Here is a 21294-nt window from a genome sequence, read left to right as displayed (position 1 = left end):
CTGCTTTTACAACTTTGCAACGTAGTTCATCGACAAAATATAGGTTTTTGTAGGTTTTTTCGTTCATTTAATGAAATTCTTATCTATGAAGACGAAGAATAGGATTTTTAAGTTATTACTTATTTCAATTACGGCCTTTTTTATGCAAGGTTGTTTAAAAGAGAAGTACAATAACTATCTTGAGTCCATTGCCAATGATTCTACAGCTGTTGAGGATTTAATTCTTACAGATTTAAAATTTCCTTCCGACTTTGATTTTAGGACCGAAAATATTGTATCAGTCAATATCACAGATAATTCTCCCAATGCGCTTTATGAAGTTTACGCTTATAGCGATGAACTCATAAATAGCTTAGACAGCATTACGGGGCCCCTACCCAATAAACTTTTTGAGAGATTACCTTTTAACGGGTCCATCCAAGAAAGTGTAACACTATCATCCATAATTGACAATCTGTTTGTTGTTAGAAAATCAAACGAACACATTGATGATTTTGTGGTGCCAATAATACAAAATTCCGCTTCTTATACTTATAATGGCACTTCTGGAAAAAAAGCCATTTTTAAAACAACTATAGAGGAGAATCAGCGCAGCACCGATTGTGCAAATGTTTACGGTCAAAGATTTTACACAGATCTTAGCAACACAATAATTACAGATGATGGTGATGTTAACACCATATCTAACATCCAGTTTCCTAAACAAGGGGTAACTTCAATTATCACAGCTACCTCAGTAGATGGTGTGGAGCTTAAAAACCGTCTTTCACTTGCCGGTGCAGGTTTCTCTACCCCAATTTTCACCTTTTCAGGCTTTAATTTTTGGATAAGCTCAAGGATTGATACCAATAATGATTCAGATGGTTATGTGGAATTCGAAATGACATTTGATACTCCTGTTCAAAATCTGTTAATGCACTTTAGAAGTGTGGATGCATCAATGTATCAATTTGTTGGTGAGCAGCATGAAGAAACCATATTATCTGGGGGTGGAGAGTTCTTTTATGATGATTCGGAAAGAATACTAAAGGACATTGATTCTCGATCCAAGGGAAGATATTATAGAGATGGTTACGGATCTATTTTGATATCAGCAACCTCAGGAACTTTTGACAAAATTGTCTGGAGAAGAATTGATGACCCTACAACCAACTCCCAAAATGACTCTAATTGGTTTACATTTTCGGAAGTTGAAATTTGCAATGATCAAGATGGCGATGGTGTTGTAGATTCTGTAGATGAGTATCCGGAGGATGCAACCAAAGCATACTCAATAACCTATCCTTCAAGTTCAACAAAAGCTTCTATAGTTTTTGAAGATCTCTGGCCTTTTAAAGGAGATTATGATTTTAATGATACAGCTTTGGACTATTCAATAGTCAAGATTTTTAACTCATCAAACCAAATGGTAGCAATTGATTTTGATTATGTTGTAACCTCGGATGGTGCTGGTTTTGTTAATAGTATGGCTTTTGAAATAGAAGGACTCAACCCAAACAATGTAGCATCCGTAACAGGCCAAATTTTGGAGAGGAATGTTTTTAACCTTGCCAGTAACGGAACGGAGTTAGATCAACAGCATACAGTGATTGCACTATTTGATGATCATTCAATTCTGGTAAACCAAGAAAACAAAGTTAGTGTCACATTTGTCAACCCAATTTCCAACACTTCATTGGATTATGCTCCTTTTAATCCATTTTTAGTGGCCAATGGAGAAAGGGAAAAAGAAATCCATCTAGCCAATTACGAGCCAACAACATTAGGTAATTCCCAACCAGAAGTACAAGGAAACAATGCAGATACAGATGGTAGCTACACAACGGAGAATGGTCTGCCCTGGGCCATAAACGTAATTGAATCTTTTCCTCTATTACAGGAGAAAGAACCCATAAATACGGGCTATCTATATTTTGAAGAATGGGGATTATCTGGTGGTAACAACAGAAAGGATTGGTACAAAGATTTTCCTGGTTATAGAAACAAGTCAAAACTAAAAGGGAACTAAACTAATTTAGCAACCTTATTAAAGGAATTTTTAAAAAATTGAGGTAAAGCTTCAACTTGTTTTTAAGCGAATCAGAATTGTATATTAAGCAACTAGCATAAAACTAAAAGCGCCCCTTAAACAGGGGCGCTTTTAGTTTATAGAAATGAAATGGAATTACATTGCTGCAACTCTAGTCATTAACTTACTCTTTAAGTTAGCAGCCTTATTATTATGAATGATATTTCGCTTTGCTAACTTATCTATCATACCCACGACTGTAGGTAAAAGTGTTTCAGCAGCTTTTTTATCTTCTTCATTTCGCAGTTTTTTAATAGCATTACGCACAGTTTTGTGTTGATATCTGTTACGTAAACGTACTGCTTCGTTTCTTCTAATTCTCTTTAATGCTGACTTATGGTTTGCCATTGTCTTAATTTAAATGGATAACAAAAGATTGAAACTGGTAATAACCTATAATTTAAATCTTTCTTTTTTACTTTTCAATTATTCTTGTAGCCCGTAGGGGAATCGAACCCCTGTTACCAGGATGAAAACCTGGCGTCCTAACCCCTAGACGAACGGGCCATTTAGGTAAACTGAACAACTAAGAGTTAAATGAGCATGTTTCATCTCATATGACTTTTAATCAATCTACCCAGTATTTCACTGAACTTCGTAGCCCGTAGGGGAATCGAACCCCTGTTACCAGGATGAAAACCTGGCGTCCTAACCCCTAGACGAACGGGCCGGGTGCATAATTGCGGATGCAAAAATACAACTATTTTTAAGTCTTGCAAGAGTAAATTTTATTTTTTGCCGCCTTTTAGTAAGCCTTGGCAAACAGCACTCTCTGTATTGATGGTTTTCCGGTAACCATACACTTACCTTCCTCTTTTTCAGCATCTAAAAGAATACATCGTATTGTAGCCTTGGTCTCCTCCTTTATTCTATCCTCCGTTTCTGGGGTACCATCCCAATGGGCCAATACAAAACCTCCTTTTCCTTCTATAACTTCCTTAAATTCATCGTAGGAATCCACTTTGGTTATATGGGCTTCTCTATAGTCCAAGGCTTTCTTATGAATGTTTTCCTGAATTTCCTGCATTAAAGATTCAATTTTAGCAACAACATCCTCAGCCTTTACAGATTCTTTTTGTAACGTATCCCTTCTTGCAACCTCATATGTTCCATTTTCCAAATCTCGTTGTCCAATGGCTAAACGCACCGGCACACCCTTTAATTCATATTCATTGAATTTAAAGCCTGGTTTATGGGTATCCCTTTTATCATATTTTACAGAAATTCCTTTGGAGCGTAATTCCTTTACCAAAGGATTTACTTTTTCAGAAATAGCATCTAACTGCTCCAATCCTTTATAGATGGGAACGATCACAACTTGAATAGGCGCCAATTTAGGAGGAAGTACCAATCCATTATCATCACTATGAGTCATTACCAGTGCCCCCATTAATCGGGTAGACACTCCCCATGAAGTGGCCCAAACATGTTCCTGTTTTCCTTCTCTTGTGGCAAACTTAACATCAAAGGCCTTTGCGAAATTCTGTCCAAGAAAGTGCGAGGTTCCAGCTTGTAAAGCCTTTCCATCTTGCATTAAAGCCTCAATGCAATATGTTTCCTCAGCACCAGCAAAGCGTTCGCTTTCCGTTTTCGTTCCTTTTATTACGGGAACTGCCATATGCTCTTCCGCGAATTCTGCATATATATGCATCATCTGCTCGGCCTCATCTACCGCCTCTTGTCTTGTCGCATGGGCCGTATGACCTTCCTGCCATAAAAATTCAGCTGTGCGTAAAAACAAGCGTGTACGCATTTCCCAACGCACCACATTGGCCCATTGATTGATTAGTAGCGGTAAATCACGATAAGACTGTATCCATCTTCTATAGGTGTCCCATATAATGGTTTCTGATGTAGGGCGAACAATAAGTTCTTCCTCTAGCTTGGCATCTTCATCTACAATGATTCCGCTCCCATCTTCGGCATTTTTTAATCGGTAATGGGTAACAACTGCACATTCTTTTGCAAAACCTTCTACATGGCTTGCTTCTTTGCTCAAATATGATTTAGGAATAAATAGAGGAAAATAAGCGTTCTCATGCCCAGTTTCCTTAAACATTTTGTCTAATTGAGCTTGCATTTTTTCCCATATGGCAAAGCCGTATGGTTTAATCACCATACATCCCCTAACCCCTGAATTTTCAGCTAAATCCGCTTTTACTACAAGTTCATTATACCATTTGGAATAATCCTCGCTTCTACTCGTTAAATTTTTTCCCATCTACAATAGTTTGGCACAAAACTTGTGACTTTGTCTTCAAAATAGTTCGGTAAAACTAACTATTTTTAGTATGTTCAACAATAAAAATTGTGCAATGATAAAGTCTCTACTCCACTCCAAATCTCAAATCCTTACAGTATCCGTAATGGGCATTCTTCTTATGGCCTCTTGTGGTTCTTATCAAACGGCTTCATATTATGATGACGATGGAATTTATTCCAACAATAACCGCACAGTCCGTGTAGAAAAAAAATCAGCTGAAGCAGTTAGAATAGAAAAGCAAGAGAGTGATATTTATGGAGATTATTTTGGGCAAAAAGCAAATGAATACGATGAAATTTTAGAAGATGAGATTTTCACTGACGTAGACAGTTATTCCAGTAATATCGAGAATGACAGTATCCCTTTGGGCGAACAAACCGACTATTTTGCAAATAACAATTCCTATAATGGTAATCCAGGCTGGGGAGATAACCCTTCAAATGTAACAATAAACGTCTATGACAATTGGGGCGGTGGCTTTGGTTGGGGCGCCAACCCTTGGCTATGGAATAACTGGGGCTGGGGTGGCTTTGGTTATGGATGGGGCTGGAACAACCCATGGAGATGGAATCGTTGGGGCTGGGGCGGTGGCTTCGGTTGGGGCGGTGGTTATGGCTGGGCCGGTGGCTGGGGATCTCCCTATTGGGGTGGTGGCTTTGGCTGGGGCTGGGGCGGCTATGGCTATGGCTGGAACAGAGGATATCATAGAGGATATTACAATAGAGGCTATGCATACAATAGAAGTAGAAGAGGATATTCCAATAGTATAATTCCGGGGACATCACTTCGAGGAAGATCTAATTTAGCATCCAGAAGAAGCGGTTACTCCTCAAGATACAGAACCAGTGCTGGGCGTTCCAATGTAAGCAGGAGTGCATCTGCAGGAAGAAGCTCAAGAACATATAGAAGCGGAACCACTACAAGAAGGTCTGTAAGTGCTGATGCCATAGCAAGAAACCGAAGCTATAGAACAAGCAGAAGTACCAGAACAACTCCAAATGTGAATAGAAACTCTAGAACATACCGTTCTTATGGAACTTCGCCATCTACAAGAAGTAGCGGCACATACCGAAGAGGCACTACAAATAGAAATTCCTCTTCTGGTTACAGAACATCTGGACGAAGTACCAGAAGTTATCAATCTTCCGGTAGAACTGCACCGCGCAGTAGCAACTACAATAGATCATCTGGTAGCTCAAGAAGTTCCGGAAGTTATAGAAGTTCTGGAAGTAGCAGAAGCTCAAGAAGTAGCGGAAGTTACAGAAGTTCAGGGAGCAGCTCAAGAAGTTCTGGAAACTATAGAAGCTCTGGAAGATCTAGTAGGTCTTCAGGGTCTAGTTCAAGGTCATCATCTGGCAGAAGTGGAAGAAGGCAATAAATCTTAAAAAATTACGGTAAAAAAATCGCGAGAAATGAAAAGAATTTCAACTTTCATAATGGTATTGGCATGCGCATTGGCAAGTGCTCAAAACATAAATGATGTATTACGTTATAGCACGGAAAACATTCAGGGAACAGCTAGATTTCAATCCATGAGTGGTGCCTTTGGCGCCTTGGGAGGAGATTTATCTTCTCTCAATGTAAATCCAGCCGGTTCTGCTGTTTTTAATCACAGCCAACTTACTGTTTCCGGTTCCAATTACAATAGAAGCAATGATGCCCTTTTTGGCAACAGTCTTCGAAACACGGACATCAACTCGTTGGAGTTAAATCAAGTTGGAGGTGTTTTTGTTTTTAAATCTTCGGACAGTCCATGGAAAAAACTTGCATTGGCCTTCAATTATGATTTAGTACAAAATTTTGATGATGAATTTGTGGTTTCAGGAAATACTAATCAAGGTATAGACAATTACTTCTTAAATTTTGCCCAAGGGCAAGCTCTTGGACCCCTACGCATCCAACAAGGAGAATTCATTGAAGATGCTTATTTAGATATAGGTTCCAATATTGGCTTTGGTGCACAACAAGCATTTCTTGGGTTTCAAGCAGGTATAATTGAACCTACTGTTGATGAAGACACGAATACTTCTTATTTCTCAAATGCTCAATATAGCAGTGTAAATCAGGATTATCTGCAAAGCACCACAGGTTACAACAGCAAATTCACCGTAAATTTCGCCGGACAATATCAAGAGAACCTCTACCTAGGAGCTTCCTTGAACTTTCATACTGTTTTATATGATAGATTGACTTTGTTGGATGAAAATGGCTATGATGCCGATTCTCCGGTGCAGTTTACCACATTTGATAATCTTCTTCATACCGAAGGTTATGGATTTTCCTTTAGTTTGGGTGGTATAGCAAAGTTGAACGATAACATTCGTGTAGGTGGTAGTTACCAATCTCCAACATGGTACGAATTGACTGATGATACATCTCAACGCATTAATTCCACATTGGCAGAGCAGGATATTGACTTTATCAACTTCAGTATTGTCAATTTGTTTGAAGAATATAGAATAAAAACTCCGGCCAAACTTACTGGAAGTGTGGCTGTTGTTTTTGGAAAAGATGGTCTTTTGAGTTTTGATTACGGATATCAAGATATGTCTCAAGCTGAACTTAGACCAACTACGGACCCTAGCTTTGTATCTGAAAATGATTTTATCGCCGGCCAGCTAGGTGTTGTGAACACATATAGGGTTGGAGGGGAATATCGTATTGATGAAGTGAGTTTACGTGCAGGATATAGATATGAGAGCAGCCCTTATGAAAATGGAGATATGATAAGTGATTTAAACGGATACTCCGGAGGGATTGGTTATAATTTTGGAGGAAGCAGATTAGATTTAGCTGTCAATAGAACAGAACAAGATGTAAATACTTTGTTGTTTGATGCGGGAATAAATAGTTCCGCTATGATAAACAGGATAAACACCAATGTTACTTTGGGGTATACCTTAAAATTCTAGATAACTAAGACGTTATAACAAAAGGCCAGAGCGATCTGGTCTTTTTTGTTTAGCGCACTAAAGAAAAGTGCCTTCTTACCGATCGTGCAACAATGACCCCTGCATCATCACGGTCATAATCCAAACGGAACCAATAGTCCGAAGAGGGTAATTGTCTACCATTAAAAGTACCATCCCAACCTCCTGTTACATCTAATTCCTTTAATAGTTTACCATAACGATCAAAGATAAAGACACTGGGGTCCGTAAGGGTTTCAATTCCCAATACATTCCAATTATCATGTATTCCATCGCCATTGGGAGTAAAGAATTTTGGGTAACCAACCACTAGAAAAGGAAGAGGTTCGGTAATGCCACAACCATTTTTATCGTTTATGATTACCGTGTTTTCACCTGGTGGTACATCAAAAAATAATGGATCGTCTTGAAATTCGCCACCGTTAATGGCATATTCATAATCACCATCACCCAAAGGAATAATTTCAATATTGTAAGGATCTGTTTGATCGCTATTTACCAAATCATCTACCACACGTACTTCGTCCAATTCTGGAACTCCGTAAAATGTGATAAGAATATCATCCGTGATAACAGTGGCCAAAGTAGTTTCTATAGTCACTCTATAACGTCCAGAATTAGGACTTGTAACCGTAAATTCCGTTTGCGCCGGTCCACTTGCCAAAACTGTTTCATAAGTACCATCGTCATCCGCATCCAGTTCCCAAGTAACATTAGCTATTGCAGGTCCTGCTGGAGAATTTAAAGCACTTAACACTATATCTGGATCGCCTTCACAGGCAATAATATCCAATCCTAAAAATTCATCTCTTAATGTACAATCCAAAGCGGTATTCTGATCTGCATCTACAGAGGTTCCGGTAAATGTCAACGAAAAAGGCTCTGCATCACCATTAAAATTGGTATTGTAATTATTTATGAACAAATAGTAAATCTCTCCCGCAACTACATCTAACCATTCATCATAGGTATTTTGGCTTCCCACCACAAATGGTGCCCCTACTCTACCATCTATGGGATTAACTCCAATACCTGTAAAACCTGTGTCATTTACCTCGTAATTACACCGAATGGGTTGCGAAGTTCCATTACCGACAATTGTACAGAAATTTTGTCCACTGGTTTGATCAAAAGGACCGTACAGTGCAAAATCCAACTCGGAAGTAACAATTCCTCCAGGGGTAACAGGAAGTGCTTCAAGATCAAAACCGATCTGACCATCCGTTCCCGCTCTAAAAACATACCATGAAGTGTTGTTCTCAATATTGGCAGAACTGACGCTACCTTTTTCTAAACAACCAGATTGCACGATTACATCTGGGTCAAAATCGTCAATATCACCGCTTCCGTCCGTAGCTGATAAAATTGGCATATCAGCACAAACAGGAATTGCAGTTCTACAATCTGGGGAGTTTTGAGCATTTGCTCCTATAGTAAATAGAAATAAACAACAGATAGCGCTAAATAGAGCTCTCATAGAATTTTGGGGCTAAAGGTTATTCTGTAATCTACCTTGTATAACTGCCCAAAACACGCTTTTATTATTTTTTAACCGAAAAATTATACACTTAATCGATAAAATGCACGTTATCTTATCTTCTCAGGGAAAAATGGTTCTGTAAATATTTGGCATCTGTCCTATTTCCGTTATCATCGATATAGGATAATTTAAACCAATAATCTGTAGAGGGAAGCGGCTTTCCGTTTAAACTACCATCCCAACCAGCACTAAATTCTGTCATTTCCTTAATTAGTTTTCCATAACGATCATAAATGGTAACAATCGGAGAATTCAATACTGAAAGACCATCAATATGCCATGTTTCATTAAGGACATCACCATTAGGAGAGAAAATTGGTGAAAAACCGACAACAACAATATTTTCCGTCACTTCCCCACAACCAAAGATATCTCTCATGGTAACTGTGTGCATTCCTGCAAAAACTCCATCAAAAACATTGCTTGTTTGAAAAGCCCCATCGTCCAGACGGTACTCAAAGTTCCCATCTACCTGGGTGACAACGGTCACGGTATTGCTAGATTGCAAATCTTCTATTTCAATATCATATATGGCTGGCAAAACAGATGTCCTAACACTAACATTTCTATTTGTTTCACAGTTTATTCCGTTTGAAGAGTTGGTTACGGTCAACATGTATTCTCCTTCTTGTGAAACATTTATGGTAGGTGTTACTTCTCCCGTACTCCATGAATAGGAATAATTAGGGTTTGGCATAGTCTCACCAATAACAATTCCGCTAGAATCTTCACAAATAGTCACCTCTTCTGAAAAGGTAAGGTTTGGTGTTTCTATTGCATCAAAGACAAAACTTTCTGAAGCATCATAGCAATTAGGATTTGCCAAAGAAGCTGTTCTAACATAAATCACTTCTTGGCCAGAACTTTTTGCATATTGCTTCATCAAAGGATTAATACCTGTCAAAGCATCTGCCTGAGAACTATGGTAACTAACAATATAACTGTTTGGATCCTGCGCACCAAGTGCTTCTATATCTTTTGTTTCCAAATCAAAGATCATACCCTCTATATGGCATGAAATCTCCTCCATCATCGCTCCTGTTACGGGCACTGGATTGAATGCCACTTGAACATCACTAATTACCGTGCCAGTAGCGGTTGTAACCACGGTGCGGTACATAGCAGAATTTAAAACATTTAACGTTGGCGATACAGCCCCTGCTATTAACTGAAATCCACTGCCGGTATCAGCATACCATTCATAACCTGTTGCAGCGGGGGTTGTGGCATCTAAAACAACAGTTTCATTCTCACATGCTGCAATTGGTGGGCCCAGCAAATTGTTAACTATGGAGCAATCAAGTGCACTATTTGGGTTTGTAACCCAAATATCCCCTGTAAATTGAATGGAAAATCCGGAATTTACATTACTGAAATTGTTGATAAGGAGGTAATAGTCTTCACCCGGACTTACATCCACCCAATCTTCGTAATGGACTGAATCCATATCTCCTGTTGGGTCCTCTCCTACACCAATGAACGTTTTAAAATCACTGTTATCAAAGAAATTACAGCGTATGGGGTCCCCCAAATTGTTGCAATTACTGGCTCTGTAAAGAGCAAAATCCCAATCTTCAGCACTGTCATGACCAATATTGAATCCTAGCTGACCCGTGGCAGCTGTCCTAAATCTGTACCATACCGAATTGGATTCGATAGCTCCAGAAACAGTTTGCTCCAGACATCCGCTGGAAGTAGCTCCATTGAAATCATCTATACCATAACCATTGGCTCCTCCATTTATTGGTGTATTGCTGCAAATTGGGGTAGCATCAGCACATTCTGAAGTAACTTGAGAATGTGCCATTTGGCAAAAGAAAATAACCGCTAAAACTTTTGTTAACAATTTCACCATAAAGGGTTGTAAGTTTGGGTGTTATAAAAATAAATAGCCTTTTGCCTTAACAATAATTTATGTTGTCAAACTATACATACCAGATGTTAAATAGGCTATTAATGTATATCTTTGCTTTCTTGAAGAAATAGGAAATGAAACTAGAGCAGGCTTTGGAAGAACAGTATGAGGAAAGAGGCAACGACCATGTTGGCTCTTCAACAGAGACCCCTATTAGGGAAGACGCCTTTGTATTGAGTGAAGATGAAAAGATAGAAAGAATACAAAAAAGTGTAAGGGAAATAATGTTGACCCTCGGCCTTGATTTGGATGATGACAGTCTTAACGGCACACCAAAAAGAGTGGCCAAAATGTATGTAAAAGAGATTTTCGGAGGACTTCATCCTGATAGAAAACCAAAATCCTCTACCTTCAAAAACAAGTACAAGTATGGTGAAATGTTAGTGGAGAAAAACATTGTTCTGTATTCTACATGTGAGCACCATTTACTACCCATTATAGGCAGGGCCCATATCGCTTACATTTCTAACGGAACTGTTGTAGGCCTTTCAAAAATGAACCGTGTGGTCGATTACTATGCAAAACGTCCTCAGGTACAGGAAAGATTAAACATTCAAGTTGTTAAGGAGCTTCAAAAAGTGTTGGGAACAGAAGATGTTGCCTGTGTAATAGATGCAAAACACTTATGCGTAAATTCCAGAGGAATACGTGACATTGAAAGCAGCACTGTTACGGCAGAATATGGTGGAAAATTTAAGGATGAAGCCGTTAGAAGAGAATTTTTGGACTACATCAACCTAGATACCGATTTTTAATCATTAGTTTTTCAATGCAACTTTATAAGAACCAAAACCTAAAAGTACATAATTCACTTTCAGGAAAGAAAGAGGTTTTTCAACCCATAAATGAAGGCCATATTGGCATGTATGTCTGTGGGCCAACGGTCTATAGCAATGTTCATTTGGGAAACTGCCGCACGTTCATGTCCTTTGACATGATTTTTAGGTATTTTAAACATTTGGGCTTTAAAGTTAGGTATGTCCGTAATATTACGGACGCCGGGCATTTGGAGAATGATGCAGACGATGGAGAAGATAAAATCGCAAAAAAGGCAAAGTTAGAACAAATTGAGCCTATGGAAGTGGTGCAGCGATACACCGTTGACTTTCATAACACACTACAAAAGTTTAATTTTTTGCCCCCCAGTATAGAACCAACTGCCACTGGTCATATTATTGAGCAAATAGAAATTATAAAGGAAATCCTTGAAAAAGGATATGCATATGAGGCAAATGGTTCAGTATATTTTGATGTTCTAAAGTTTAACGAGAACAATGAATATGGCAAACTCAGTGGAAGAAAGCTGGAAGATATGATTGCCAATACCCGTGAACTTACGGCACAGGATGAAAAAAGAAATCCTCAAGATTTTGCACTTTGGAAAAAAGCAGAACCACAGCATATTATGCGTTGGCCTTCTCCATGGGGAGATGGATTCCCGGGTTGGCATCTGGAATGTACAGCCATGAGCACAAAATATCTTGGTGAAACATTCGATATTCACGGAGGTGGGATGGATTTAAAATTTCCCCATCATGAGTGTGAAATTGCCCAGGCAGAAGCTAGCAAAGGAAAATCCCCGGTTAAATATTGGATGCACGCCAATATGTTGACCCTAAATGGGAAAAAAATGTCAAAATCCACTGGGAACAACATATACCCTTCAGAAATATTTAGTGGTGAAAATGACATCCTAAGCAAAGCATATGCTCCCTCTGCAGTTAGGTTTTTTATGATGCAGGCCCATTACACAAGTATTTTAGACCTTAGTGATGATGCACTATTAGCCTCGGAAAAAGGGTATAATCGCTTGATGGATGCTATGGAAAATCTTCAGACCCTTAGCACAGGGGCCAAGTCTGATTTTGATTTTGGCGCATGGAAGCAGAAATGCTATGACGCCATGAATGACGATTTTAATACACCCATTCTTATTGCACATCTTTTTGATGCGGTCAAACACATCAATCTAATCAAAGAAGGTAAAGAAAGTATTACCAAAGAAGACAAAACATTGCTTGAAAATACACTAAACACCTTTGTTTATGATGTTTTAGGGTTGGAAAATCAATCTGCTGTAAAAGATGATTCCAATGCATTGAACGGTGTTATGGATTTGTTGATAGAGTTGCGCAATCAAGCACGGGCGAATAAAGATTTTGCCACTTCTGATCAGATAAGAGATAGGTTGACCGCCCTTGGCATTCAGCTTAAAGACGGAAAAGATGGTACCTCTTTCAGTGTAAATTAAATAGATATATCATATTGAACATAAAGGAATGTCAATTAAAAAAATTCTTATTGCGCCTTTTGTTCTTTTGGTCAGGTTGTACCAACTACTAATATCCCCGCTAACTCCGGCCACATGCAGGTATTCACCTACCTGTTCTGCCTATACCTTAGAGGCTTTGAAAAAACATGGCCTTTTTAAAGGAGGTTGGTTGGCTCTAAAGAGAATTTTTAGTTGTCACCCTTGGGGAGGAAAAGGATATGACCCGGTGCCCTAATAAAACCTTCTTTTTAAAGAGATGAATTTGCTAATCCGTGATTAAAGCAGAACTTCCAAAAATCAAGTTAATCTAACTTGGCAACCATTCAAAACATTTATCTTAGCTCAAAAATTTTTATACATGTATTTCCTTGGCTTTAATTGGAATCCAGATGACACGCTGCTTACATTAGGTTTTATCCAAATTAAATATTACAACTTACTTTGGATCGCTGCTTTTGTTGTGGGTTGGTATATCATGAAGAAAATCTTCCTGAACGAAAAAAAATCCATGGAGAAATTGGACTCCCTTTTTATCCACGGGGTGGTATCCATTATGTTGGGGGCACGCTTGGGACATGTCTTTTTTTATGATTGGGACTATTACAAAAATCATTTGTTGGAAATATTATTACCAATTAGGGAGAGTGCGGATGGATCATTGTTCGGGTTTATAAATGGATATGAATTTACAGGGTTTACAGGATTGGCAAGTCACGGGGCAACCATCGCTGCAATTATCGGTGTTTGGCTTTATTGCAGAAAATGGAAAGATATAAAAATGCTATGGTTGTTGGACAGAATGGTTGTTGCCTCAGCTATTGGAGCCGGTTTTGTTCGAATAGGGAATTTCTTCAACTCCGAAATCAATGGGAAAGAAGTGAAAGAATCTTTCTTTATGGCAACAAGATTTATTAGGGATTCAGATGATATGCCTGCTTACAAGGCAATGTCCATTACCAAGGAAAAAACCGCAAGCGCGGCATATAAAGCAATTGAAAACAATCCAGAATTTTCAAGTGTTCTAGAGTCTATCCCATTTCGTCATCCAGCACAATTATATGAGGGCATTTGCTACCTTTTTGTGTTTTTGGCCTTATACCTTTTATACTGGAAAACAGACAAAAAAGACAAGACAGGTTATCTCTTTGGAGTATTCATGGTAGCCCTCTGGACCATACGATTCTTCATTGAATTTGTCAAAAAAAGACAGAATGACTTTGACGAGTCTCTTGAGCTACTTTCAATTGGGCAATGGTTGAGCATCCCTATGATTTTGGTTGGTTTATACTTTATGTTCAGACCTGTTCCCAGTAAAATTACCAAGTAAGAATGAAAGCGTTTTTCACCACTCTGTTTGTTTTGGTTCTTTTATTGAATTCTTGTAAAACAGATACAAAAAAGGAGATAAAAACAGATGTTATCAGCTTCACTAAGGAAGGAAGTCTTGCCATTTTAAAATCAGAAACCGACTCAATAATAACCAGATTGGATATTGAGTTTGCTGAATCTGAGTATGAAACTCAAACCGGATTAATGTATCGAGAATCCATGGAAGAACATCAAGGAATGTTGTTCATTTTTCCTGATGTGGCCATGCATTCCTTTTACATGAAGAACACACAGATTCCCTTAGATATTATTTACATTGATGAAAACCTAAAAATTGCCAGCTTCCAAAAAAATGCCCAACCTTTTAATGAAAATGGGCTTACATCCAAAGTTCCCGTAAAATATGTTTTGGAAATTAATGCAGGCCTTTCAGAAAGATTGGGTTTAACTATTGGCGATAACATATCTTTTACCAAAGAATAGATGTCACGTTACCTATTAGAAAACCAAACCTCAGAACGACTGCAGTTTAGAAAATTTCTTCCCTCTGATTTTGACGATTGGATACCATTCTATCACAACCCATTGTCCACCAAATATTGGGATGGATTGCCCCTGGACCCCGTTGTAGCATGTAAAGAGCAATTTGCACGAGTTTTTGAGCGATATGAAGAGGGATCGGGCGGCATGAATGCCCTTGTCCTAAAAGAAACCAACGAGCTAGTTGGCATGTGCGGCCTTTTGGTTCAAATTGTTGATGGACTTGAAGAACTAGAAATTGGGTATTCTATTTTACCAGAATTTTGGTTGAAAGGCTTTGCTTTTGAGGCTGCCCAAAAATGTAAGGATTTCGCCTTTAAAAATAACTTTGCCAACTCCTTGATATCAATAATTCATGTTGATAACATGCCTTCAAGAAAAGTTGCGCTTAAAAATGGCATGTACTTGGACAAAACCACATCTTACAAGGACAATCCTGTTCATATTTTTAGGGTAAACCAAGTATAATCTTTATTTTCAAATTCATTTAATCCAATTCTGGATATTGACAGTTGAATGAATCAGCCTAAAAACTACGCTATACTCATCAATAATACATCCCAAACCAAAAGTTTGGTAAACAGTTTATTAAACAACTCGGTTGTTGAAGAGTTTAAAGAGTTCCATAACAAAAAAGGATTACTATTTTCAAGATCCGAGATTGAACGTTTCATGGATGAAGAGGAACGGCACGACGCTAAAATTCTAACAAGCGGAATTTCTCAATCTCTAAAATCCATGAGCAGTGGGGAACAGAAAAAAGTTCTTCTTCGTTATTTACTGGAGCAAAAGCCCCATTTTTTGGTATTGGTCAATCCCTTTGACAATTTGGACGTTGCCACCCAGAGCAATTTAAAAGAACAATTATTATCTATTTGCAAAACTACCAGTTTAGTACTGCTAGTAAGTCGTTCAAACGACGTTTTACCAATAACTACGGATTTCTTCAAATTAGATGGAAACAAATTGTTTTCTTACGCTTCGCCAGAAACATTCTGGAAAAAGCACAAACAAGCTTCCACTAAATTTATTGAAACAATTCCGCCACCAATTAAGCCACCAGAAGTTGAGGACATACGGCTTATCAATTTCAAAAACATATTCGTTAGCTTTGATGGTCGCCAAGTTTTAGACAACATTAATTGGACTATTAATAAAGGAGAATTCTGGCAGCTCATTGGTCCAAATGGAAGTGGAAAAACTACCCTGCTCTCTATGATTACAGGCGATAGCCACAAAGGTTATGGGCAAGACCTTACTTTGTTTGGCCAAAAAAAGGGGAGCGGTGAAAGTGTATGGGATTTAAAAAAGAACATTGGATATTTTACCCCGGCAATGACAGACAAATTTAGAGGCTACCATACCACAGAAAACATGGTCATCTCAGGGTTTTATGATTCTGTAGGTCTTTATACCAATCCGTCTGATCAGGAGAAGCGTACAGCAGCTCAATGGTTAAAACTTTTACATCTTTATGAGAAAACAACCACTCAGTTTTTGGAACTGACCACTGGTGAGAAAAGATTGGTTATGGTGGCAAGGGCCATGGTAAAGCACCCTCCCTTATTAATCTTGGATGAACCTACCGCTGGGTTAGATGATACCAGTGCAGCATTGTTCATTGCTTTGGTCAACAAAATTTCTCAAGAAAGCGAAACGGCAATCATTTTTGTCTCCCACAGAACCGAGGTTGGATTAGAACCACAATTTCATTACATTTTAACTATGAATAAAAATGGTTCCACCGGAAAAGCAACAAACCATGCGAATAGTTGAAGCAAACGCATCAGATGCAGCTCATATTGCCCTTTTAGCCAGAATTACTTTTACAGAAACCTTTGGCCATTTCTTTACGGATAAAACAGATTTGCATCAATATTTAAATCAAACTTTTGGGGTTAAAAAAATTCGCAATAGCATTGAAAAACCAAATAACATCTTTTGGCTTGCCTTTATTGAAGAGCTTCCGGTTGGGTATGCTAAATTGAAACTAAATTCTCCATCACAATTTATTACAGCGGAAAATCTGTGTCAACTTCAGAAAATATATGTCTTAAAAGATTTTCTGTCCAAGAAAGTTGGTCATTCGCTGCAAAATGAGCTTTTAAAAAGAGCAGCCGAAAGTAACTCAGAAAGAGTTTGGTTATCCGTGCTAAAAAGTAATGTCAGGGCAATCAAGTTCTATGAAAAAAATGGTTTTGAAACTATTGGCGACCATGATTTTCAAATTGGGAAGGAGCATTTTGAGTTTCAGGCAATGGCTAAAAACTTAACTTAAACCGAAATCCTTATGCGAGAAGACGTACTCAAAATATATGATAAGGTAGTAGAAGCAAATCCCAACTTCATAAGGAAAGGAAAAACCATGCCTTATACTTCTGCAAACGGATACATGTTTTCCTTATTAAACAAAGACGGGGAGTTTGGGATTAGACTTTCTAAAGAAGATACCCTTGAATTTGATAATGCTTATGGTGCCAAACCCCTTAAATCTCACGGAGCTATAATGCGAGAATATGTCCTGATTCCAAAGTCGCTTTTAACAGATGAGGAAACACTAGGAAAGTACCTTCAAAAAGGACATGAATATGTAATGTCCCTACCTCCAAAATAACATTCTTAACTATGGGGTTCTACGATTTATCCAAAGGTGAGCGAGAGGAATTGGTAAGCACAATTGAATCTAACATACTGGACGATTTTCAAAACGGACTAACAGAACATATCCATAGCTTTTTTTCAAATCAAGACACCTATATCAGAAAAGCCGCATATTTAGCCGTTGGAAAGATCTACAAAGACAACGGAATTGCAGCTACGGAGATTATTTCTGTTCTTGATAAACTTCTAGAGTCTGAACTTGAAAAGGTAAGACAGACAACTATCAACGCTGCGGGAGAATTAGGAAAAACCAATTTTGAAAATGTAGAACACTTTTTTGACAAGGGTTTGTTTGATGAGCATCACTCCGTTAGAAATGCCGTAATAGGTTCTATAAAAAAAATGGGGGAGAAAAATCCAGTCCCCGTTCTAAACTGGGCAAAGAAATACCTCCATCATCCCGACAAAGAAGTTAGACGCGAAATTTGTCATGGTATAGAACTTCGAGGACGAAAACACCCTCAAGATATCCTTCCATTGTTAAAACAGCTTCAGCATGACCCAACAGCTCGCGTAAAAAACACGTTGATTCATGTCTTGGGGCAAATTGCTTATAAAAAAGGGTGCTTGGAAACGGTAGTTAATGCTTTGAATACTTGGAAAAACAAAGAACTGGTCGAAAAAGCCTTGGATGAGATTGTAGACGTACACCATCGGTATAAAAACTTTGCTGTGCTTACTCAAAAACAAGCCATAGACTATATTGATGAAAATTATGGCCAAAAAAGTAAATAGATTTTAGGGATATAAAAAAAACCACCTTAAAGGTGGTTTTTTACATTTAAATATCTTAAAGAAGTCTATTCGTCAGCTCCTGCTATTTTCTTTTTTAATGCGTCAAACATAATAGGCGTTGCAATAAATACGGATGAATATGTACCCACAATTACACCAACAATCATCGCGAACATAAATCCTCGCAAGCTTTCCCCACCAAAGACGAATATAGCCAACAATACTATCAATGTAGTTAATGAGGTATTCAATGTTCGGCTCAACGTACTATTCAATGCTTGATTAATATTTTTACCATTGTTCCAACCTTTTAATCCGACAATTTCCCTAATCCTATCGAAAACAACCACGGTATCATTTAAGGAATAACCAATCACAGTAAGAATTGCCGCAATAAAGGCTTGGTCAATTTCCATGTTAAACGGCATGATACTACCAGTTAAAGAGAAGATTCCCAATACAATCATTACATCATGGAATACCGCCATAACAGCTCCTAAAGAGAATTGCCATTTTCTAAATCGTAATAAAATATAAAGGAACACAACAGCCAAAGAACCTATAATGGCTAAGAAAGCGTTGTTCTTAATATCATCCGCGATCGTTGGACCAACTTTAACAGATTGTAATATACCTATAGACTGTTCCGATGCACCTACTGTAAAGTTTTCAAAAGAAGTGCCATCCGGTAAATATTTTTGTAGTGAGGTGTACAGTTTATTTTGAATTTCGTTATCTACTTCAATACCTTCAACTTCAACTTTGTACGGTGTAGTTACTTTTATTTGATTGGCCTCTCCAAAAGTTTTCACATTTGTTCCGCTACCAAAAACGGCATTTAGCTCGGAAGCTATCTCTGATGGATTAACCGCTTTTTCAAAACGAATTTGATAGGAACGTCCTCCAACAAAATCAACCCCTTGCTGCAACCCTGTTGTAAATAATGAAAATACTCCAACACCTACTAAAATAAAGGAAACAACATATGCTATTTTTCGTTTGCCCAAGAAGTCGATGCTCATGTTCTTGAAAAGGTTCTTGGTCATAGCTGTAGAGAAATCCAAGCTTCTTCCTTTTTTGGAAACATACCAATCCACCAACAATCGTGTTATAAAAATTGCAGTGAACAAAGAGGTAACAATACCTATTAATAAGGTAGTTGCAAAACCTTTAATTGGACCCGAACCGAAAATGAACAATATGATTGCGGTTAGTCCTGTTGTAATGTTCGCATCTAGAATAGAGGACAGTGCATTACTAAAACCATCAGCAACGGCCTGCGCTTTTCCTTTACCTCGTGCCAATTCTTCCTTGATACGTTCAAATATCAAAACGTTGGCATCAACAGACATACCAATGGTCAAGACAATACCGGCAATACCAGGTAAGGTCAATACAGCACCAAGGCTTGTCAAAACTCCAAAAATCAAGAGAATGTTCAATATTAGGGCAATGTCTGCAAAGATTCCAGCTTTACCATAATAGAAAACCATCCATACAAGTACAAAGGCCATTGCGATCAAGAAAGACATAAAACCACTGTCAATTGCTTCTTGACCTAAAGATGGACCAACAACTTCTGATTGTATGATCTCTGCTGAAGCAGGTAATTTACCCGCACGTAATACGTTAGCAATATCTTTAGTTTCATTCACGGTGAAAGTTCCAGTAATCTCTGAACGACCACCAGATATTGGTCCTGTTGAAACCCCAGGAGCTGTATACACTTTGTTATCCAAGACTATGGCAATACCGGTCTGGTTGTTAAATGCATCGCCGGTCAACTTCTCCCATTCCTTTGCTCCTTTTGTGTTCATGGTCATGCTCACCGCGGGCTTATTGTACTGGTCAAAAGTATCTTGGGCATCAGAAACCACATCTCCGCTTATTCTAGGGGTATTGTCTCTGTTGGACTTTAAGGCATACAATTCAGCTAACTCAGAATCTTTAGCGGATCTTTCCCATAGAAACTTCGTAAACTGAACATCGTTTGGTAAAAGTCTTTTTATTTCTCGCATTCTAAGGTATCCGCCTATTTCCGCAGTATCTGTAACCAATACCCTGGCAATTGCATGGCTTCCCGGGCTAGCAGGAATTAATTTACCTAATAAGGGATTCACTTGAGCTGTTAGGTCCAATGAATCTTGAGCAACATCTGATAACAAAGAATCAATCTCAGATTCAGGCTTGGAAATTTCGTCTTCTGACTCAACAGGTTCCAAAATCTCCTTAAGCTTTTCATTAGCGCTTACAAAAAAGCTTCCCAGGCTCTGATTGCTCTGCGAATAAGTCTCCCAAAACTCCAATTGGGCTGTGCTTGACAACAATTCCTGTGCTCTGGCAATATCTCTTGCTCCAGGTAACTCGACCAAAATACGCCCAGAATTTCCTTCTCTCTGAATATTAGGTTGTGTTACTCCAAAACCATCAATACGCTCACGAAGCACTTCAAAAGCGGAAACGATAGATTCATCAATTTTGGTCCTAATGATAGGTTTAACCTGATCATCGGTCATCTGAAAATTGATGACATCACTCAATCCCTTGTTTGCGAAAATATCGGGAGAAGCTAGTTTAGCATCCCCTTTAATATTGTCAAAAGCTTCAAAAAACAATTCCAAATAGGTATTATCACTATTCTTAGAGGCACTGTCCGCATCTGCCAAAGCTTTATTGAAAATTGGGTTTTTGGTATTGTTCGCTAGACCTTTCAATATATCTTTTACCGAAATCTGTAGCGTTACGTTGATACCACCTTTAAGGTCCAACCCTTTGTTTAACTCTTTTTTCTTAGCATCGTCATAACTAGTGTAACCCAAAACCGGATTGCTCCCAATAGAGTCTAAATATGATGCTTCTAAAGCCTCACGCTTTGCTACATAGTCTTCTTCAGCTTCCGAAATTTGGTTAACGGCGAATGTTTCAGCATCCTTTTCCAACTTACTTGCGATGAAAGTATAGGAAAGCTGATAAATACTTACCAAACCAAAAAGGAGCGCAAAAAGCTTTATAAGTCCTTTATTTTGCATTGATTATTAAAT

18 protein-coding genes and 2 tRNA genes are annotated in these 21294 nt (G+C 38.3%); 13 read left to right on the top strand and 7 right to left on the bottom strand.

Going from position 1 to position 21294, the window contains the following annotated elements; all coding sequences use genetic code 11:
* Positions 1-85: 85 nt before the first annotated feature.
* The gene (locus DKG77_RS07705) at positions 86-2008 is read left to right on the top strand and encodes an LruC domain-containing protein (RefSeq protein ID WP_165819366.1); all 1923 of its coding nucleotides are present in this window, start codon (positions 86-88) and stop codon (positions 2006-2008) included.
* A 156-nt stretch (positions 2009-2164) separates the two neighbouring features.
* Here the strand turns inward: DKG77_RS07705 and rpsT are convergent, their stop codons facing one another.
* The 4 genes from rpsT to proS all read right to left on the bottom strand — a co-directional run bounded on the left by rpsT (position 2165) and on the right by proS (position 4289).
* Positions 2165-2416, bottom strand: a complete 252-nt coding sequence (gene rpsT / locus DKG77_RS07700; protein WP_109661878.1) for a 30S ribosomal protein S20 — start codon at positions 2414-2416, stop codon at positions 2165-2167.
* An 87-nt stretch (positions 2417-2503) separates the two neighbouring features.
* A tRNA-Glu gene (locus DKG77_RS07695) sits at positions 2504-2575 on the bottom strand.
* A 91-nt stretch (positions 2576-2666) separates the two neighbouring features.
* A tRNA-Glu gene (locus DKG77_RS07690) sits at positions 2667-2738 on the bottom strand.
* 75 nt (positions 2739-2813) lie between these two features.
* Positions 2814-4289: a proline--tRNA ligase gene (gene proS / locus DKG77_RS07685; RefSeq protein ID WP_109661876.1), complete on the bottom strand. Its 1476-nt coding sequence runs from the start codon at positions 4287-4289 to the stop codon at positions 2814-2816.
* A gap of 94 nt (positions 4290-4383) precedes the next feature.
* Between proS and DKG77_RS16890 the strand changes: the two genes are divergently transcribed.
* Complete coding sequence (locus DKG77_RS16890; protein WP_133248435.1) at positions 4384-5709, top strand: hypothetical protein; 1326 nt, start codon at positions 4384-4386, stop codon at positions 5707-5709.
* Positions 5710-5743: 34 nt separating this feature from the next.
* On the top strand, positions 5744-7243 hold the full coding sequence (locus DKG77_RS07670) for an OmpP1/FadL family transporter (protein WP_109661870.1): 1500 nt from the start codon (positions 5744-5746) through the stop codon (positions 7241-7243).
* 49 nt (positions 7244-7292) lie between these two features.
* Here DKG77_RS07670 and DKG77_RS07665 read toward each other — a convergent pair whose 3' ends face one another.
* Entirely contained in the window at positions 7293-8738 is a 1446-nt protein-coding gene (locus DKG77_RS07665) for a T9SS type B sorting domain-containing protein (protein WP_109661868.1), read from the bottom strand.
* A gap of 115 nt (positions 8739-8853) precedes the next feature.
* Positions 8854-10656, bottom strand: coding sequence for a T9SS type B sorting domain-containing protein (locus DKG77_RS07660; RefSeq protein WP_109661867.1), 1803 nt, complete (start codon positions 10654-10656; stop codon positions 8854-8856).
* 134 nt (positions 10657-10790) lie between these two features.
* Between DKG77_RS07660 and folE the strand changes: the two genes are divergently transcribed.
* The 10 genes from folE to DKG77_RS07610 all read left to right on the top strand — a co-directional run bounded on the left by folE (position 10791) and on the right by DKG77_RS07610 (position 18253).
* Complete coding sequence (gene folE / locus DKG77_RS07655) at positions 10791-11471, top strand: GTP cyclohydrolase I FolE (RefSeq protein WP_109661865.1); 681 nt, start codon at positions 10791-10793, stop codon at positions 11469-11471.
* 14 nt (positions 11472-11485) lie between these two features.
* Positions 11486-12967 (top strand): cysteine--tRNA ligase, encoded by a 1482-nt coding sequence (gene cysS / locus DKG77_RS07650; RefSeq protein ID WP_109661863.1) that lies wholly within the window; start codon positions 11486-11488, stop codon positions 12965-12967.
* A 28-nt stretch (positions 12968-12995) separates the two neighbouring features.
* Entirely contained in the window at positions 12996-13223 is a 228-nt protein-coding gene (gene yidD / locus DKG77_RS07645; RefSeq protein WP_165819365.1) for a membrane protein insertion efficiency factor YidD, read from the top strand.
* 123 nt (positions 13224-13346) lie between these two features.
* Positions 13347-14315 (top strand): prolipoprotein diacylglyceryl transferase, encoded by a 969-nt coding sequence (gene lgt, locus DKG77_RS07640; protein WP_109661861.1) that lies wholly within the window; start codon positions 13347-13349, stop codon positions 14313-14315.
* Between the two features lie 2 nt (positions 14316-14317).
* Positions 14318-14800 carry a DUF192 domain-containing protein gene (locus DKG77_RS07635; RefSeq protein ID WP_109661859.1) on the top strand — a complete coding sequence of 161 codons (483 nt, stop codon included), beginning with the start codon at positions 14318-14320 and terminating at the stop codon, positions 14798-14800.
* Positions 14801-15325, top strand: coding sequence for a GNAT family N-acetyltransferase (locus tag DKG77_RS07630; RefSeq protein WP_109661857.1), 525 nt, complete (start codon positions 14801-14803; stop codon positions 15323-15325).
* 48 nt (positions 15326-15373) lie between these two features.
* The gene (locus DKG77_RS07625; RefSeq protein WP_109661855.1) at positions 15374-16633 is read left to right on the top strand and encodes an ATP-binding cassette domain-containing protein; all 1260 of its coding nucleotides are present in this window, start codon (positions 15374-15376) and stop codon (positions 16631-16633) included.
* Complete coding sequence (locus tag DKG77_RS07620) at positions 16620-17135, top strand: GNAT family N-acetyltransferase (protein WP_165819364.1); 516 nt, start codon at positions 16620-16622, stop codon at positions 17133-17135. The genes DKG77_RS07625 and DKG77_RS07620 overlap by 14 nt, the downstream gene beginning before the upstream one ends.
* Before the next feature lie 12 nt (positions 17136-17147).
* Positions 17148-17471, top strand: a complete 324-nt coding sequence (locus DKG77_RS07615) for a hypothetical protein (RefSeq protein ID WP_109661852.1) — start codon at positions 17148-17150, stop codon at positions 17469-17471.
* A gap of 11 nt (positions 17472-17482) precedes the next feature.
* Positions 17483-18253, top strand: a complete 771-nt coding sequence (locus tag DKG77_RS07610) for a HEAT repeat domain-containing protein (protein ID WP_109661850.1) — start codon at positions 17483-17485, stop codon at positions 18251-18253.
* A gap of 65 nt (positions 18254-18318) precedes the next feature.
* On the opposite strand, the gene secDF is transcribed toward DKG77_RS07610, so the two are convergent.
* Entirely contained in the window at positions 18319-21282 is a 2964-nt protein-coding gene (gene secDF / locus DKG77_RS07605) for a protein translocase subunit SecDF (RefSeq protein WP_109661849.1), read from the bottom strand.
* Positions 21283-21294: the final 12 nt, after the last annotated feature.

The sequence above is a fragment of the Flagellimonas aquimarina genome, assembly GCF_003149745.1.
Taxonomy (GTDB): Bacteria; Bacteroidota; Bacteroidia; order Flavobacteriales; family Flavobacteriaceae; genus Flagellimonas; species Flagellimonas aquimarina.
The sequence above is the reverse complement of the archived record's forward strand: the minus strand, read 5'-3'. Positions and strand labels throughout refer to the sequence as shown.